Below are 16,657 nucleotides of genomic sequence, written 5' to 3' on the forward strand. Positions count from 1 at the left end.
AAGAGCCAAACCGTAGAGTTAAAACAATCATGCAAACGATTGCACACTTAGTCGTTTATTCCCCACCAATGAGGAGCTCGGCATGGCTACAACCACGCTGAAAGACGTCGCCGCGGCTGCTGGGGTGTCCATTTCCACCGCCTCACGGTCTTTGGCGGGAAATACCTCGATCTCAGAAGCCACGCGGACTCGGGTTCAAGACATCGCCGATAAGCTTAATTACAGGCCCAATGCTCAAGCGAGGGCCCTGCGCAGCGCGCGCTCACACGCCATCGGGCTCATCATTCCCAACCTGGATAACCCCTACTTCGCCGCCATGGCAGCAGCGGTGGAAAAAGAAGCAAACGCCCAAGGCATCGCCACCATCATTACCAGTTGCGGGGAAGATCCGGAACGCCTAGTGGCAGCATTGGAAGCATTGGGACAACGACGAGTCGACGGCATCATCGCCGTACCGCTCGCTGGAACAAAGGATGCCCTGGCGCAATCGCAGGAACAACGCCCCCTCGTTCTCATTGACCGCGAACTCGACTCGCTGCCAGCCGTGGTTTCGGACCCCTCCCTTGGAATCAACGACGCCGTGGCCCAACTCAAGGACAAGGGCCATACCAAGATTGGTTATCTCTCAGGGCCGCAGGAAACATCTACTGGTCGCCAGCGCCTCGAGGTGTTTAAGCAGGCCGCTCAGGGAATGGATATACACATCCATCAAGGCAACTTTCGGCACAGGGAAGGCTATAAGGGCGCCATCGAACTGCTGCAAGCAGAAGTCACCGCAATTGTTGCCGGGGATTTCATGATGACTGCCGGCGCATTAGAGGCCTGCCATAATGCCGGTAAAGCCATCGGCCAAGAAGTAGCGCTCGTTGGTTTCGATGATTTTATTTATCTGCGGTTTCAAGCGGCCCCAATTTCCGTGGTGGACCAAGATGTCGCCTGCATGGGCCGAACCGCCGCTGCTGAACTCATCGCATCCATCGAAGATAAACGGCAACCCCAAGGAAAAATCCTTCCCACCCGCTATATTCCGCGGATGTCCACAGCCCACGAGGTGCAGGGAGAAAACACATGAGCGATACCGTCCTCAAACTCGACAACGTTACTAAGTCTTTCGGACCAGTCGAGGTCATCAAAGGCGTAGATTTAGACGTACGCTATGGGCAGATACAAGCCCTTCTCGGTGAAAATGGTGCCGGGAAATCCACGCTCATCAAGATGATCGCAGGCGTACACGAGCCGGATTCAGGACGAATCCTCATTGATGGATCCGAGGTAAAAATCCCCGATACCAAAGCCTCCGAAGCACTTGGCATCGCCACAATCCATCAAGAACTCAACCTCGTTCCCACGATGTCTGTGGCAGAAAACATCATGCTCGGGCGGACGCCGAATAAGTTTGGCCTAGTCAACAGAAAACACCTTAAAGCACAGGCTAAAGCAGCATTGGACCTCATCGGCTTGGACGTTGATTTAAGTCAACCGGTAAGCGAGCTGGGCATCGCCAAGCAGCAATTGGTAGAAATTGCCAAAGCCCTATCGATGAATGCGCGCATCCTCATTCTTGATGAGCCAACCGCGGCATTGACGGGCAAGGAGGTCGATGCCCTTTTCGCGGTATTAGAGGACCTGAAAGCCAAGGGCGTCGCGATGGTTTTTATCAGCCATCACCTCGATGAACTGGCGCGAATTGCAGAGACCATCAGTGTGCTGCGAGACGGCGCCTTCATCGCTGAAGTCCCCGCTGATACCGATAAGGACGAGCTGGTGCGGCTTATGGTTGGCCGTGAGATTGAAAATCAGTATCCGCGAGAAGCTTCAGCTCAGCCTGGTAAGGCACTGCTTGAAGTTAAAGACCTGTCCTCCGAAGGCGCATTTCACGATGTCTCGTTTGAAGTGCGCGCCGGCGAGGTGGTCGGGCTGGCCGGCCTTGTGGGAGCGGGCCGTACAGAGATTATCCGCGCTATCGCCGGGGCGGATTCGTACGATTCGGGCACGATACATGTCGAAGGAAACGCTCTACCCAACGGCGATATCAGTTCCTCCATCGCCGCAGGGGTAGGCCATATTCCGGAAAACCGTAAATCACAGGCCTTGATCCTCGATGCCTCAGTATCCGACAACCTTGGTCTTGCCACCTTGTATCCCACGGCGAAGGCAGGGCTCGCAGACCGCAAGGGGCAACACCGACGAGCCGGTGAGGTTGCCGAAACCCTTCGGATCCGTATGGCCGGGCTGGACCAACCCATCCGTGATCTCTCGGGTGGTAACCAGCAGAAGGCTGTGTTCGGCCGGTGGGTACTGGCCGGCTCCAAAGTCTTATTGCTTGATGCACCAACTCGCGGCGTCGATGTTGGTGCAAAGGTAGAAATCTACAACATCATCAACGAAGTAACTGCAGAAGGCGGAGCAGTACTCATGGCTTCCTCTGATCTGCCCGAAATCCTCGGTATGTCTGACCGCATCCTCGTAATGTCCGGTGGCCAACTGGTGGGACAGCTACCCAAGGATTCCACTCAAGACGAGGTCATGGCCTTGGCGGTTTCTAATGTAGCTGCGGCTACGGACGTCTCCGAGGTCAACACCGAATCCGACACATCACCCTCCGCCTCTACAAAATAAGGACTACTCATGACCAAGAATCGCATTGCCAACTGGGCCATGAATAATGGCGCGCTCGTGGGGCTCATCGCCTTGTGTATTGCGCTTTTTATCGCCACTCCCTATTTTCTTACCGTCGCCAACCTCCTCAACGTAGGTATCCAAGCCGCCACAGTTGCAATCTTGGCCTTTGGCATGACCTTCGTCATCGTCACCGCAGGCATTGACCTTTCTGTTGGCTCGGTAGCCGCCTTGGGAGCGATGGTATCGGCCTACATGTTCTCCACTGCCGGGCTTCCCGGCTGGCTTACTCTGCTTATCGGTTTGTTCGTCGGTGCGCTCGCCGGTGCTATCTGCGGTATGGCCACGGCTTGGGGAAAAATTCCCTCTTTCATTGCAACTCTGGCCATGATGTCCATCGCCCGCGGCATCACGCTCGTAATTTCACAGGGTTCGCCCATCGAAACTGCCCCCACGGTTAACGCTTTCGGCGGTGACGTATTCGGCTTCCCTGTTCCCATCATCATGATGGTCATCGCTGGCGTTATTTGTTGGTTTATCTTAGAGCGCACCGTCCTTGGCCGTTCGATGTATGCCATCGGCGGAAACCTTGAAGCCGCGCGCCTGTCTGGTCTGCCAGTAAGGCGTATCCAAATCGCAGTATTCGCGCTTTCCGGATTTTTCGCCGCCTGGGCAGGAATGGTTATGGCGGGCCGCCTTGAGTCCGCACAGCCACAAGCCGGAACTGGCTATGAGCTAGATGCTATTGCAGCCGTTGTCATCGGTGGTGCCTCCCTTTCCGGCGGACAAGGCAAAGCGACGGGCACACTCGTTGGCGCCATCCTATTGGCCGTGATTCGCAATGGCTTGAATCTGCTCAATGTTTCTTCTTTCTGGCAGCAGATTGTCATCGGCTTGGTCATCGCCCTAGCCGTGGGCTTCGACGTATTCCGTAATAAGACCGCGAATTAGGCAGGACACCATGAAGAAACTTTTAGCCTCACTCATCGTCCCAGCTCTAGCGTTGGGCCTTGCCTCGTGCAACCGCTCCGAGGAGGACCGAAACCGCATCACCCTTTCCGTATCGACGCAAACTAATCCATTCTTCGTAGAATTACTCCACGGCGCGCAAGATAAGGCCAAAGAACTAGACGTTCCCCTAGATATCCAAGATGCCTCCGATGACCCGGCTCAACAGGTCAATCAGTTGGGAAATGCAACATCCATGGGCGCAAAAGTCGTTGTCATTAATCCCACCGATTCTGATGCCGTCGCCCCCGCTGTACGCAGCATCAAAAATGATGGTGTGCCAGTCATTGGGGTCGACCGAGACGTCAACGGCGTGGAACTAGATTCTATGGTGGCTTCTGATAACGAGGCCGGTGGTGCCCAAGCGGCGGATAAGCTCGCAGAATCGATCGGAGAAGAGGGCGAAATTCTGATCCTGCAGGGAACCGCTGGTACCTCTGCCTCGCGCGAACGCGGCAAGGGGTTTGAGGAAAGGATCGCGCAGTACCCCGGCATCAAGGTCGCCGGCAAACAGTCCGCGAATTTCGACCGCACTGAAGGCCTCAACGTAACGACCAATCTGCTGCAGGCGAACCCGAATATCAGCGCCATTTTTGCAGAAAACGATGAGATGGCTTTAGGCGCTGTTGAGGCTCTCGGTTCCAGAGCCGGCAAGGAAGTCAAAATTGTTGCCTTCGATGGCACTTTTGACGGGCTCAAAGCTGTAAAAGATGGCAAGCTGGAGGCAACGATCGCTCAGCAGCCTGCCGAGCTTGGTGCCCGAGCAATTGAACAAGCAGCAGCGCTTCTGCACGGCGAGAGCGCAGAAAAGAATGTCCCTGTTGAGGTTATTACCGTCACCAAAGACACCGTGGAGGATTTCCAATGAGCAAACTCACCGTCGTCGGCTCGATTAATGCTGACCTTATTGTCCACGCCGAACGCCACCCGCACCCCGGCGAAACCCTGCTGGGCTCCGGCGGCGAGATCCTCGCTGGTGGCAAGGGCGCAAACCAAGCGGTAGCCGCTGCGCAATTGGGCGCCAATGTAGCTTTCGTCGGCGCGGTCGGTTCCGATCCCTACGCCGAGCCCGCCATGCACTACATGCACAGCTCCGGCATCGATCTCAGCGCGGTGGAACAGTCCGATACCACTACTGGTTTGGCGGTCATCACGGTCTCCGCCGATGGCGAAAACACCATCGTCATCTCCCCCGGCGCGAACGCTCTTGTCGATGCCCCCTTCGTCACCGCCCGCCAATCCACCATCGCTGATGCGGACGTGGTCCTGCTCCAGGGCGAAATCCCCGCCTCCGGTTTCAAAGCTGCTGTCGATGCCGCCCAAGGACGCGTAGTCGTCAACCTCGCCCCGGTCATCGAGGTGGACCGCGACGCCCTCCTGCAGGCCGATCCCCTCATGGCCAACGAGCACGAGGCCGGCCTCATCCTTGAGCAACTGGGCCTTTCTTCCACCGGCACCCCGCGTGAGCTCGCCCACCGCCTCGTCTCCGCCGGCTTTAAGTCGGTGGTGCTGACCCTCGGGGCCGAAGGCGCCTACGTGGCAACGCCCGAATCCAACACGGACATCCTCACCCCACAGATCACCGCGGTCGATACCACCGGCGCCGGCGATGCCTTTGCCGGAGCATTTTGCACCAAACTCCTTGAAGGCGCCACGCTTGTCGATGCCGCCACCTTTGCCGCCCGCGTCGGTGCCTTCGCCGCCACCAGCGCCGGCGCCCAGCCGTCCTATCCCACGACCTCTTCGAGGTTGCCAGAGGTCACGCAGAAATAGAACTGTGTTCGGTGGTATCTAGCCGTAGATTGGTTCGGACTCAAATCCGGCAAGAATCCAATGCCACTGCCACACGGGCTTGTGAACGTGCGACGTGAAGTTGGTGCGGTCCTCGTCTGCTTCGATTATTTGCTGCACTGCATCAACTAAGTGGTGCTTCACGCAGCTCCCCGAGTACCGCAACACCGTATAGCCTTTCAACGCAGCGTTATTTCCCTTCCATCGGTCCTTAATGAAGGTCCCTAGATCTTCAGCCTTGTGGTAGTCGTAACCATCAATCTCTACCGCCACCTTACCCACCACAATGTCCCACAGGTACGGACCGATTTGGTGGTTAACCTGCACCTTTTTACCGCGCTTCTGCAATGCGCGGGTCACCTTTCTCTCCACTTCACTATCGGCACCGATGGCGGCCTTTTTCACCAATTCTTTAACCCTTGCTGGTACCCGAGAGATAGCGCCCCGTTCCTTCTCTAGGGCTTGTTTCCCGCGTCGCGTCTGATAGCGCGCTTCTAGCATCGCCACCGCGTCCGCTTCGCTTACTTCTCCCGCAGCCAAAAGCGGATTCTGCACGGGAACGCCTTCATGGCTAAAGGTCGTTGTCTGACGCGTACGCTGCACTTTTAACCAAGTGGAGTTGGCTAGCGGGTGCTCGTAGGCACAATGCAGCGGAAAGGTCAGTTCCTTCTTGGAATAGAGCTCAACCGCAGATTTCCCCGCGAGCATTATTCCAGGCCATTTTTCATGCACGATGCGAGCAAGCTCGAATGGCGTAGGTTTCCGCCACGTATACAGCCCACGGCGAATTTTAATTATCTTGCCGCTGGCCAGACCGGACCTCAGTTGCCTTTGATTCAACCCCGATACTAAAAGTTCCTTCATCTACTCCCCCTCGAAGCACTTACGCCCCGAGTGGAAGTGTAAGTGAGGCAGCGCGGACTCGCAGGGCCACGTGCCACCGACCTCAGCCCTGAGGCGTCCATAATAACCGCGTTCTTATAAAAATCAGGCCGAAAAATGAAGAAACGCGGTTGTTTTGAACGCAGCGCCGCCCGATGAACGCCCTAGGAGCCAGGAAACCTACGCAATCATACAAAAATGTCCAAAACAACCGCGTTCTTATAAAAATCGGGCCCAAAATTGGAGAAACGCGGTTGTTTTGGACACGGCGTGCTAGTGACTACTCCCCTAGCAGCTTCGAGCGCAGGTTCTTATCCTTTTGCTCAACCTCGTCCGCCATCTGTTCTTGGTAGGCAACCATCTTGTCTTGCAATGCGGGGTCGCCGGCACTCAAGATGCGGGCGGCTAGCAAGCCAGCATTCTTCGACCCTCCGATGGACACCGTGGCAACGGGTACGCCGCTGGGCATCTGCACGATGGAAAGAAGGGAATCTAGGCCATCGAGATCTTTAAGTGCGCGCGGAATGCCGATGACGGGCAGCGGGGTGGCCGCCGCGACCATACCGGGCAGATGTGCAGCACCGCCGGCGCAAGCAATGATGGTCTTCAGGCCGCGGGAGTGCGCGCCCTTGGCATAGGCCAGCATCTTTTCTGGGGTACGGTGAGCGCTGACCACGCCAACCTCGAAGGGGATGCCGAAGTCCGCGAGGACTTCCGCTGCGGGTTCGACGGTGGGCCAATCCGAGTCCGAGCCCATGATGATTCCTACCTGCGGTTCCATAATGTCCTTTCTAGGTTTAAGAGTTATGCCCACGTTGCGTGCATCAAAAAGTGAGCGGCCTGGCGGGCCGCATCGCGGGTCTCATCGAGTGATGTACCAGCGACATTGACGTGGCCGATCTTACGGCCAGCGCGGTGCTCCTTGCCGTACAGGTGAATCTTGGCGTGCGGGTAGCGTTCCATGACCTCGCGCACGCGCTGCGGCATGGGCATCTCAGGATCTTCGTCCGCGCCGAGCACGTTAGCCATCACGGTCACCGGAGCAAGGGCATCCACCGCGCCCAAGGGCAGGTCCAGTACGGCGCGCAGATGCTGTTCGAACTGCGAGGTCACGCAGCCATCCTGGGTCCAGTGGCCGGTATTGTGCGGGCGCATGGCCAATTCATTGACGGAGATGTCCTCGCCACCCTCACCGTTGAAGGCGAAAAGCTCCACGGCCAGCACGCCGGTCACACCGAGGGATTCGGCAATGCTCAGCCCCAGCGCAGAGGCACGTTCTGCCAGCTCAGGCGAGAGACCGGGCGCGGGCGCGATGGCCTCAGCACAGATGCCGTTGGCCTGGCGGGACTGGGTAATGGGCCAGACCTTGGCTTCACCGGATGGGCGGCGCGCTACCAAGATGGATAGCTCGCGGGTCAGGTCCACCTTCTCTTCGGCCATGAGCGGCGTGCCGGCATCTAATAGCTCGGCGACGAGCTCATCGAGATCGGCATCCGAAGGAAACCACACGCCCTTGCCGTCATAGCCACCGCGGCGGGCCTTGAGGCAAACGCGCCCGTCTACGGCATCGAAAAAAGCGCGGGCATCGGCGACGGATTCGATGGCGCTAAACCGCGGAACGGGCGCCCCCAGAGCGGAAAGCTTTTCGCGCATGTCCAGCTTGTCCTGGGCATAGCGCAGGGCGCTGGGCTGGGGCTGGACGTTGAAGGAGGCATCGATAAGCGCGGCGGAATGCTCATTGGGCACGTGCTCATGCTCAAAGGTAACCGCATCCGCGCCGCGGGCTGCTGCGAGCAGGTCTTCGTACTTGTGGTAATCGCCCACCACGATGTCCGGGGTGACCTGCGCGGTAGAAGAATCCGGGCTACCAGCAAGAATCCGCAGATGAATATCGAGTTCCGCGGCGGCAGGCTGCATCATGCGCGCCAACTGACCATCGCCACAGACAGTTACAATAGGTTTTGAGACACTCACGCACACAATATTAGCTTGGATACCATGTTTACCCGTCATTCGATCTTCCAGAACTCCCTCATGAGCGCCCTCCTTGATGGCATTTATGACGGCGAGATGACCATCTCTGAGCTGCTAGGAAAGGGCAATTTCGGCATCGGTACCTTTAACGGCCTCGATGGTGAAATGATCATCCTGGACGGGACCTGCTACCAGCTGCGCGGCGATGGCTCCGCGCGGGTTGCGGACCTAGACCAGCAGACTCCTTATGCAGTGGCCACCAACTTTGTGCCGCGCATTCTTGTCGATGCCCCACGGGGCCTGCGCCGCAACGAGCTTTCCGCCTTCATCGACGAGGTAGAGCCTTCCGCCAACTACATGTACGCCGTCCGCATCACGGGCAGGTTTTCTGAAGTCTCAACGCGCACCGTGGTCAAACAAACCAAGCCCTATCCCCCAATGACCAAGGCGGTCGGCGGCGATAAAGAGATGCTCTTTAGCGATGTCGAAGGCGTCATCGGTGGCTTCCGCACTCCCGTATATGAGCGCGGGATTTCGGTGCCCGGCTGCCACGTGCACTTTATCGACGCCGCGCGTAAGTCCGGCGGACACGTGCTGGATTACACCGTGGATGAGGCGAAAATCGAGCTCTGCCCCGGTTCCGATCTAGAACTGCGCCTGCCGCTGACCCAAGAATTCGGCCGCGCTAACCTCGCACCGGAGGACTTAGATAAGCAATTGCACTCCACCGAGGTTAAAACCAGGGGCGATCATTAATAATCTCTGCAACCTGCTTTGACTTGGCCACGGTGGGAAAATACATGGCCCTGTCCCAGCCGTTGAGAGCAATGGAGATACCGCCGCGGCGCTTGCGAGCGCCGCGGATATCTTCCAGCGGAATCGAATCGATGTGGCGGCCCTCCCGCACGATGACGCGGCGGTTGGTCACGATGAACCGCTTGCGGCGGGCCTTATATAAAGGAATAAGGAAGCGCCACGTGCTCAGCCCAGCCCATAAGACGACGAGCCCATTGCGCAGTATTGGTTCTACCCCCTCGGCATCGCACCAGCCGATGGCAATCCACAGCACGCCGGTGATGAGGATGAGCTCCAAGAATGGGAAAACGAGCGCGCGAAACGGCGCGGATACATCCGCGCGCTTTACCTCGCCTTGGCCCATCTTCATCAATCCCATAGCCATGGATAGTACCAGTGCGAGGCCGTGCTGCTCAGTCCACGCGGACTCCGCAGCACCTGCCGCGCGATGCCTATCGTGCGGCGCTTATCGCGCCGGACGCAGATGCGTCACGTCGCCGGCGGAGTAGTACTCGCCCGCGACGTTAATGCGGCCGTCATCGCCGATGCCCTCGACGCGGCCGATGACATCGCCAGTCGGGGTCTCCAGCCGCACCTCTTGGTCAATGGATGAGCACACCGCGCGGTAATCCTGCATCAGCTGCGGATCCTGGTTCTCCCACTGCGTAATGCGCCGGCGCAGGTTTTTCAGCACGGTAATGGCCAGCTCGGTGCGGTCGGTATCGCGGCCTTCAAGCGCCAGCGAGGTCGCCTTTTCAATGGGCAATTCCTCGCGGGTGAGCGTGACATTAATGCCCATGCCTACGACCACGCGCGCGGAGGGCGCCTGCCCGCCGACGGCCTTATTTACCTCGGCTTTATTGACTTCAGCTTTATTCATCTCGGCCTTGTTCAACTCAGTCTTATTGAGTTCTGCCTTGTTGACCTCGGTCTTCGGTGCGGACTTGAAGGCTTGGCCCACGGGACCGGCCTCGGCAAGGATGCCGCAGAGTTTATTGCCATCGATATGCACATCATTCGGCCACTTGAGCACAGAGCCCTCGATGGAATCGGTCACGGCCAGGCCGGCAGCCAGCGGAAGCGTGCCCAAGTAATCGAGGGAATCGGGCAAGAGCAGCATGGAAAAAATCACTTGGGAGCCGGCCGGCGCAGTCCACGCCCGGCCGAGGCGGCCCTTGCCGGATAGCTGCTCATCGGCAAGCAGCACGGTGCCATCGGCAACGTTTGTGGCCTGCATCAGATCGGTATTGGTGGAACCGGTCTGATCCACAAAATCGATGGTGGTGAAATCCTCTGCCAGGGCGGTGCGAATGCGGTGCTTATCAAGTGCAGTCATAGATTCCAAGATACCGTCCGCTGGTGGTGCTAGTGTGTTGCGCATGGCAAAGGTCACTTTTGAAAAGGTAAATATCACCTACCCCGGCGCGGCGGCGCCCACCGTGAAGGAATTGGACCTAGAAATCGCGGACGGCGAGTTCCTCGTTTTGGTGGGTCCGTCTGGCTGCGGCAAGTCCACGACGCTGCGCGCGCTTGCGGGCCTTGAACCAATTTCTAGTGGCCGGATCTCCATCGATGATGCGGATGTCACGGGCCTCGAGCCGGGCGATCGCGATATCGCGATGGTTTTTCAAAATTACGCGCTCTACCCGCACCTTTCGGTGGAAGAAAACATGGGCTTTTCGCTCAAACTGGCCAAGCTCCCGAAGGCTGAAATCAAGCAAAAGGTCCAGGATGCCGCGGAAATGCTGGGCCTAAGCGAGTTCCTTAAGCGCAAGCCCAAGGACCTATCGGGCGGTCAGCGCCAGCGCGTGGCCATGGGCCGTGCCATCGTGCGCAATCCTAAGGCCTTCCTCATGGATGAGCCGCTATCTAACCTGGATGCAAAGCTGCGCGTGCAGACTCGTACCGAGCTTGCGAGCCTGCAGCAACGGCTTGGGACCACCACGGTCTACGTAACCCACGACCAGGTAGAGGCCATGACGCTGGGGCACCGGGTAGCCGTGCTCAAAGATGGCGTATTGCAGCAGGTTGCCCCGCCGCGCGAGCTTTATGCGGAACCGGCCAACGAGTTCGTGGCCGGCTTTATCGGTTCGCCTGCGATGAACATCTTTGACCACAACGGCGAGCGCCTGGGCGTGCGCCCGGAAAACATGCACCTCAATGAGGGTGCTGAGGGCCTGCGCGGCGTGGTCGACCTGGTTGAAGAATTGGGTTCCGAATCCTTCGTTTACGCCACGGTGGGTGGCGAGCGTTTCGTTGCGCGCTGCGAAGGCACCCCGCCACAGCGCGGCGAGGAGGTTGTATTGACCTTTGATGAAAGCGCGGCACACCGCTTCGATCCAGAAACCGGGCAGCGCATCGCCACCTCATAAAGCACCCCCGTATAGAGGTGAATAATCAAAATCTATTCAGCACGCGGTGTTTGTAAATTATTTTTAAGGAACACCCAAGCTTTCTGAAAGGTGAATCCCCCATGAAGAAGTACTTCATTCGCACCACAGTCGCCACCACGGCGGTACTGGCACTAGCCGGCTGCTCCACGTCTGATGATGGTGCAGATAACGCGGATGGCTCCGCATCCGGTTCCGGTTCCGGCGCTGACTCCCACGGCCCCATCACCTTTGCCATGGGCAAGAACGACACGGATAAGATCACTCCCATCATCGATAAGTGGAATGAAGAAAATCCGGATGAAAAGGTCACGCTCAAGGAGCTCGCGGGCGAGGCAGATGCCCAGCGCGAGACCCTCGTGCAGTCCCTCCAGGCCGGTAACGATGACTACGATGTCATGGCCCTCGACGTGGTCTGGACCGCGGAATTCGCCGCCAACCAGTGGCTCCAGCCGCTCAACGGTGACTTCGAGACCGATACTTCGGAGCTCTTGCCGGCCACCGTGGAATCGGCAACCTACAATGACGTGCTGTATGCGCTGCCGCAAAACACCAATGGCCAGCTCCTCTTCCGCAATACTGAGCTCGCGGACGCTACCCCGGAGAAATTCGCTGACCTCGAATCCGCCTGCAAGGCCCTGGAAGATGGCAAGAAGTGCCTGACCACCCAGCTCAAGCAGTACGAGGGCTTGGCTCTGAACACCGCCGGCTTCATGGAGGGCTGGGGCGGCTCGGTGCTTGACGATGACGGCAATGCCACCGTCGACTCCAAGGAAGCCCAGGAAGGCCTGCAGGCCATGGTGGATGCGTATGAAGACGAAATCATCTCCAAGGATTCCACCGCCGCCACCGAGGAAGAGACCAACATGGCCTTCACCGAGGGCAAGACCGCCTTCGCGGTGAACTGGCCCTACATGTACACCAACGCGGTCGATGCCGGCATCGACGTTGAGGTCCAGGCACCGCTGGGCAAGGACGGCGTCGGCGTATCCACCTTGGGTGGCTACAACAACGGCATCAACATCAATTCCAAGAACAAGGGCACCGCCCTGGACTTCATGAACTTCATCATCAATGAGGAAAACCAGAAGTCCTTTGCTGAGCAGTCCTTCCCGCCGGTTCTTTCCTCCATCTACGATGACCCGCAGCTGCAGGAGGAATTCCCCTACCTGCCAGCGCTGAAGGAATCCCTGGAAAACGCCGCACCACGCCCGGTATCGCCGTTCTACTCCGCCATCTCTAAGGCCATTCAGGACAACGCTTATGCAGCACTGACCGATGGCAAGTCCGTCGAGGATGCCACCTCCGATATGAAGGCGGCTATCGACTCTGCTTCGCAGGGTTAAAGATACGCTCCTTGCCCCTCGTATCCCACGAGCAGGGAGCACGCTGAAAACCGAGAAATACATAGCGAACCGCTAGTGCACAAATGGGTGAGGAAGGCGCATACGCCATAGCCTCACCCTTTGTGGTTTTCCCACCCTAGTTGGGGATAGAATCTAGCGCACCAGAAATTATCTGAACCAGAAAGGCGAATAACCGTGGTCACCACTTCGCCGACGCAACAGACGCACTCATCATCGAAGAAACCCAAGCGCACCCCTAGCTCCAGCAGGTTTGCCAATTTCGGGCGTCCCGCCGCGCTGATCGCACCGGCGCTCATCGTGCTGGGCATCATCATCGGCTATCCCATCGTGCGCGCGGTCATCCTGTCTTTCCAGGGAAACCGGCAGCTGAACCCCAAAACGGGCATCTTTGAAGAAGGCGGTTTTGCCGGCCTAGACAATTACCTGTACTGGATCAATAACCGCTGTGTTTCCGGTGCGGGTGAAATCACGACGTGCCCGCCCGGTGTTATCGCCACCGACTTTTGGCCCGCCGTTAAAATCACGCTGTTTTTCACCGTGGTCACCGTCGCCTTGGAGACCATCCTCGGCATGTTCATGGCCATCATCATGAACGGCGAGTACCGCGGCCGCGGCTTGGTGCGCGCCGCCGTGCTTATCCCTTGGGCCATTCCTACCGCCGTGACTGCCAAGCTGTGGCAGTTCATGTTCGCCCCAGAGGGCATAGTCAATTCCTTGCTTGGTACGAATATCGCCTGGACCACGGACCCGTTTTATGCGCGCTTTGCCGTCATCATCGCAGACGTGTGGAAGACCGCACCGTTTATGGCGCTGCTCATCCTGGCTGGCCTGCAGATGATCCCCAAGGACGTCTACGATGCCGCCCGCGTCGATGGCGCCAACCGCATCCAAACCTTCTTCCGCATCACCCTGCCGCTGGTGCGCCCAGCCCTGATGGTGGCCGTACTCTTCCGCACCCTGGATGCGCTGCGCATGTATGACCTTCCCGTCATCATGATTTCGAGCTCGTCTAACTCCCCTACCGCCACCATTTCCCAGCTGGTGGTGGAAGATATGCGCCAAGGTAATTTCAATTCCGCCTCGGCGCTATCCACCCTTATCTTCCTGCTCATCTTCTTCGTCGCCTTCATCCTCATCCGCTTCCTCGGCGCGGATGTCTCCGGCAGAAAGGGTGCAAAGTAATGCGTAAATTCGGACACTACGCGGGAATTATCTTCATCATGTTCTGGGGCCTTGCCCCCTTTTATTGGATGGTAGTCACCGCCCTGCGCAGCCAGGAATTCACCTTCGATACCACGCCCTGGCCAACGCATATCACGCTCGATAATTTCCGCGATGCCCTCGCGACGGATAAGGGCAATGACTTCCTCGGCGCATTGGGCAATTCGCTGTTCATCTCGCTCGCGACCACCGCAGTAGCCGTTTTGGTCGGCGTATTTACCGCGTATGCGCTCTCCCGCTATGACTTTCCCGGCAAGGGCATTGTCACCGGCATCATCCTGGCAGCCTCCATGTTCCCTGCCATCGCGCTGGTTACCCCACTCTTCCAGCTCTTTGGCCGCCTAGAGTGGATCGGCACCTACCGCGCGATGATCATCCCGAATATCTCCTTCGCCCTGCCCCTGACTGTCTATACCCTGCTCAGCTTCTTCCGGCAGCTGCCGTGGGAGCTCGAGGAGGCCGCCCGCGTGGATGGCGCTTCCCGCGCCCAGGCATTCCGCCTCATCCTCCTGCCGTTGGCCGCACCGGCGCTCTTTACCACCGCGATCATTGCCTTTATCACCACGTGGAATGAATTCATGTTGGCCAAGCAGCTATCCACGACGGGCACCGAGCCGGTCACGGTGGCCATCGCCCGTTTCTCTGGCCCCTCGGCCTTCGAGTACCCTTATGCCGCAACCATGGCGGCTGGTGCATTGGTGACCATTCCGCTTATCATCATGGTGCTCATTTTCCAGCACCGCATCGTCGCCGGGCTTACCGCAGGAGGTGTCAAGGCCTAATGCGCCGGTCCCTGCTGTGGGATTCGCTCCTCGGATTCCTCGGCTTCTTCGCGTGCCTTGCGGTCATCCAAGCCGTAGTGAACTTATTTGAAGACTCTCCCGCCGTATGGCCCAGCCTGGTGGCCGGCGCGCTGTGCGCACTGACCTACCTTGCCTGGCGGGCAAAAAGAAAGGATCTGCAATGAGCTGGTACCACAACGCCGTCTTCTATCAAGCCCTCGTGGGCTCCTTTAAGGACTCCGGCAATAGCGAGGCCGAGAATAAGGGCATCGGTACGCTGCGCGGGGTCATCGACAAGCTGGATTACCTCCAGTGGTTGGGCGTGGACTGCCTCTGGCTCTCGCCGTTTTATGCCTCGCCGCTGCGCGATGACGGCTACGATATCGCCGATTATTATTCCATCCACCCTGATTACGGCACGATGGCGGATTTCGAGGAACTGGTCGAGGAATTGCACCGCCGCGATATGCGCATCATGACGGACTTGGCGCTCAACCACACCAGCTCCGATCACCCGTGGTTCCAGGCTTCGCGCTCCGACCCGGATGGCCCGTTTGGGGATTTCTACGTCTGGGGCGATGACCCCGAGCGCTACCCCGAAATCCGCGTCATCTTCACGGACGTCGAGACCTCCAACTGGACCTGGGATGAGGAGCGCCAGCAGTATTATTTCCACCGCTTTTACTCCCACCAGCCGGATCTCAATTACGATAACCCGGACGTGCAGGATGAGGTCTTTAATATCTTGTCCTTCTGGATGGACAAGGGCCTTGATGGCCTGCGCCTCGATGCCATCGCGTACCTCTTCGAGCGCGATGAGCTCGGCGGCGAATCCCTGCCGGAGACGGTGGAGTTCGTGGAAAAGATTCGCTCCTTTATGGATACCCACTATCCCGAGGCCGTCCTCATTGCGGAGGCCAACCAGCCACCCAAGGAGACGATGGAGTACTACGGCTCCGGCAATCGCTTCCACATGGTCTTCAACTTCCCGGTCATGCCGCGGCTGTACCAGGCGCTCGCGCTTGGCGATGCCACCCCCGTCTACGACATCCTCAACCAGCTACCGCCGCTGCCCGAGGGCTGCCAGTGGGGTACCTTCCTGCGCAACCACGACGAGTTAACCTTGGAGATGGTCGACGATGACGTCCGCGAGCTGATGTATCAGACCTACCTGCCAGAGGAAGGCATGCGGGCGCATGTGGGCATCGCCAGGCGGCTCATGCCGCTCATGGGCGGGGACCGCCGCAAGGTAGAGCTGATGTTTTCGCTGCTGATGACCCTGCCGGGCGCGCCCTTTATTTATTATGGCGATGAAATTGGCATGCTCGATGACACCTCTTTGCCGGACCGCTATGCCGTTCGCACCCCTATGCAGTGGGACGATAGCGAAACCGCGGGCTTTAGCGCCCGCACCCCGGCGCGGCTGCCCATCGTCGGCGGCACGTCCGTGGAATCGCAGCTCAATGATGCCACTTCCCTGCTGCACAGCGTGCGCACCATGATCACGGAGCGCCACGCGCACCCCGAGCTGGGCACGGCACCCTGCGAGCCGGTGGAAACCGGAAAAGAAAGCGTGCTGGGTTACCAGCGCGGCGACCTTTTGTGCCTGCACAATTTCAGCGACCGCTCCGTTGACCTAGGCCCCGTCGAGGTCGGGCCTTACGGGTACGCGTGGTTGCCGGCTTAACTTTGTGCATCCTCCACTGCGATAACTGAGCAAACCCAGCCTTCAGATATCGCAAATCTTCCTCAAAAGTTGCAGGGGACCCTGCACTTTGGAGTGTGTACTTTGGAGAATGTACTTCTACAAAGCGGGCAGTGCGCGACA

Annotated in this window: 17 protein-coding genes; 12 read left to right on the plus strand and 5 right to left on the minus strand. The window is 58.4% G+C overall.

What is annotated here, in order from left to right:
* Positions 1–82: 82 nt before the first annotated feature.
* The 5 genes from ACP8KU_RS08810 to ACP8KU_RS08830 are packed head-to-tail and all read left to right on the plus strand — an operon-like array spanning position 83 to position 5,400.
* On the plus strand, positions 83–1,072 hold the full coding sequence (locus tag ACP8KU_RS08810) for a LacI family DNA-binding transcriptional regulator (RefSeq protein WP_284643353.1): 990 nt from the start codon (positions 83–85) through the stop codon (positions 1,070–1,072).
* Positions 1,069–2,619 carry a sugar ABC transporter ATP-binding protein gene (locus ACP8KU_RS08815; RefSeq protein WP_284643351.1) on the plus strand — a complete coding sequence of 517 codons (1,551 nt, stop codon included), beginning with the start codon at positions 1,069–1,071 and terminating at the stop codon, positions 2,617–2,619. Before ACP8KU_RS08810 ends, ACP8KU_RS08815 begins: the two co-directional genes overlap by 4 nt.
* 9 nt (positions 2,620–2,628) lie before the next feature.
* Entirely contained in the window at positions 2,629–3,570 is a 942-nt protein-coding gene (locus tag ACP8KU_RS08820) for an ABC transporter permease (protein WP_126318446.1), read from the plus strand.
* Between the two features lie 10 nt (positions 3,571–3,580).
* Positions 3,581–4,495, plus strand: a complete 915-nt coding sequence (locus ACP8KU_RS08825; RefSeq protein WP_284643349.1) for a substrate-binding domain-containing protein — start codon at positions 3,581–3,583, stop codon at positions 4,493–4,495.
* Positions 4,492–5,400, plus strand: coding sequence for a ribokinase (locus tag ACP8KU_RS08830; protein ID WP_005277419.1), 909 nt, complete (start codon positions 4,492–4,494; stop codon positions 5,398–5,400). The genes ACP8KU_RS08825 and ACP8KU_RS08830 overlap by 4 nt, the downstream gene beginning before the upstream one ends.
* A gap of 18 nt (positions 5,401–5,418) precedes the next feature.
* On the opposite strand, the gene ACP8KU_RS08835 is transcribed toward ACP8KU_RS08830, so the two are convergent.
* From ACP8KU_RS08835 to ACP8KU_RS08845, 3 genes are all read right to left on the minus strand, one after another.
* A complete protein-coding gene (locus ACP8KU_RS08835) occupies positions 5,419–6,282 on the minus strand; it encodes a hypothetical protein (RefSeq protein ID WP_484483620.1) in 864 nt (287 codons plus the stop codon).
* A 298-nt stretch (positions 6,283–6,580) separates the two neighbouring features.
* The gene (purE, locus tag ACP8KU_RS08840) at positions 6,581–7,081 is read right to left on the minus strand and encodes a 5-(carboxyamino)imidazole ribonucleotide mutase (RefSeq protein ID WP_284636345.1); all 501 of its coding nucleotides are present in this window, start codon (positions 7,079–7,081) and stop codon (positions 6,581–6,583) included.
* A gap of 23 nt (positions 7,082–7,104) precedes the next feature.
* Positions 7,105–8,313: a 5-(carboxyamino)imidazole ribonucleotide synthase gene (locus ACP8KU_RS08845; protein WP_484483621.1), complete on the minus strand. Its 1,209-nt coding sequence runs from the start codon at positions 8,311–8,313 to the stop codon at positions 7,105–7,107.
* Here ACP8KU_RS08845 and budA point away from each other — a divergent pair.
* On the plus strand, positions 8,299–9,030 hold the full coding sequence (budA, locus tag ACP8KU_RS08850; RefSeq protein ID WP_023016860.1) for an acetolactate decarboxylase: 732 nt from the start codon (positions 8,299–8,301) through the stop codon (positions 9,028–9,030). The two genes, ACP8KU_RS08845 and budA, sit on opposite strands and share 15 nt — an antisense overlap.
* Here the strand turns inward: budA and ACP8KU_RS08855 are convergent.
* Positions 9,008–9,448, minus strand: a complete 441-nt coding sequence (locus ACP8KU_RS08855; protein WP_034653800.1) for a YdbT family protein — start codon at positions 9,446–9,448, stop codon at positions 9,008–9,010. The genes budA and ACP8KU_RS08855 overlap by 23 nt on opposite strands.
* Positions 9,449–9,535: 87 nt before the next feature.
* The gene (locus ACP8KU_RS08860) at positions 9,536–10,405 is read right to left on the minus strand and encodes a biotin--[acetyl-CoA-carboxylase] ligase (protein ID WP_484483622.1); all 870 of its coding nucleotides are present in this window, start codon (positions 10,403–10,405) and stop codon (positions 9,536–9,538) included.
* 43 nt (positions 10,406–10,448) lie between these two features.
* On the opposite strand from ACP8KU_RS08860, the gene ACP8KU_RS08865 reads away from it, so the two are divergent.
* The 6 genes from ACP8KU_RS08865 to treS all read left to right on the plus strand — a co-directional run bounded on the left by ACP8KU_RS08865 (position 10,449) and on the right by treS (position 16,516).
* A complete protein-coding gene (locus ACP8KU_RS08865) occupies positions 10,449–11,441 on the plus strand; it encodes an ABC transporter ATP-binding protein (protein ID WP_284637433.1) in 993 nt (330 codons plus the stop codon).
* A 101-nt stretch (positions 11,442–11,542) separates the two neighbouring features.
* Positions 11,543–12,805 carry an ABC transporter substrate-binding protein gene (locus tag ACP8KU_RS08870; protein ID WP_023016856.1) on the plus strand — a complete coding sequence of 421 codons (1,263 nt, stop codon included), beginning with the start codon at positions 11,543–11,545 and terminating at the stop codon, positions 12,803–12,805.
* Positions 12,806–13,000: 195 nt separating this feature from the next.
* Complete coding sequence (locus ACP8KU_RS08875; protein ID WP_284608956.1) at positions 13,001–14,008, plus strand: carbohydrate ABC transporter permease; 1,008 nt, start codon at positions 13,001–13,003, stop codon at positions 14,006–14,008.
* Complete coding sequence (locus tag ACP8KU_RS08880; protein ID WP_023016855.1) at positions 14,008–14,829, plus strand: carbohydrate ABC transporter permease; 822 nt, start codon at positions 14,008–14,010, stop codon at positions 14,827–14,829. The genes ACP8KU_RS08875 and ACP8KU_RS08880 overlap by 1 nt, the downstream gene beginning before the upstream one ends.
* The gene (locus ACP8KU_RS08885; protein ID WP_284643334.1) at positions 14,829–15,014 is read left to right on the plus strand and encodes a hypothetical protein; all 186 of its coding nucleotides are present in this window, start codon (positions 14,829–14,831) and stop codon (positions 15,012–15,014) included. The genes ACP8KU_RS08880 and ACP8KU_RS08885 overlap by 1 nt, the downstream gene beginning before the upstream one ends.
* Positions 15,011–16,516 (plus strand): maltose alpha-D-glucosyltransferase, encoded by a 1,506-nt coding sequence (gene treS / locus ACP8KU_RS08890; protein ID WP_484483623.1) that lies wholly within the window; start codon positions 15,011–15,013, stop codon positions 16,514–16,516. The genes ACP8KU_RS08885 and treS overlap by 4 nt, the downstream gene beginning before the upstream one ends.
* The last annotated feature ends 141 nt before the right edge of the window (positions 16,517–16,657 follow it).

This window comes from Corynebacterium sp. LaCa_282 (genome assembly GCF_057198125.1).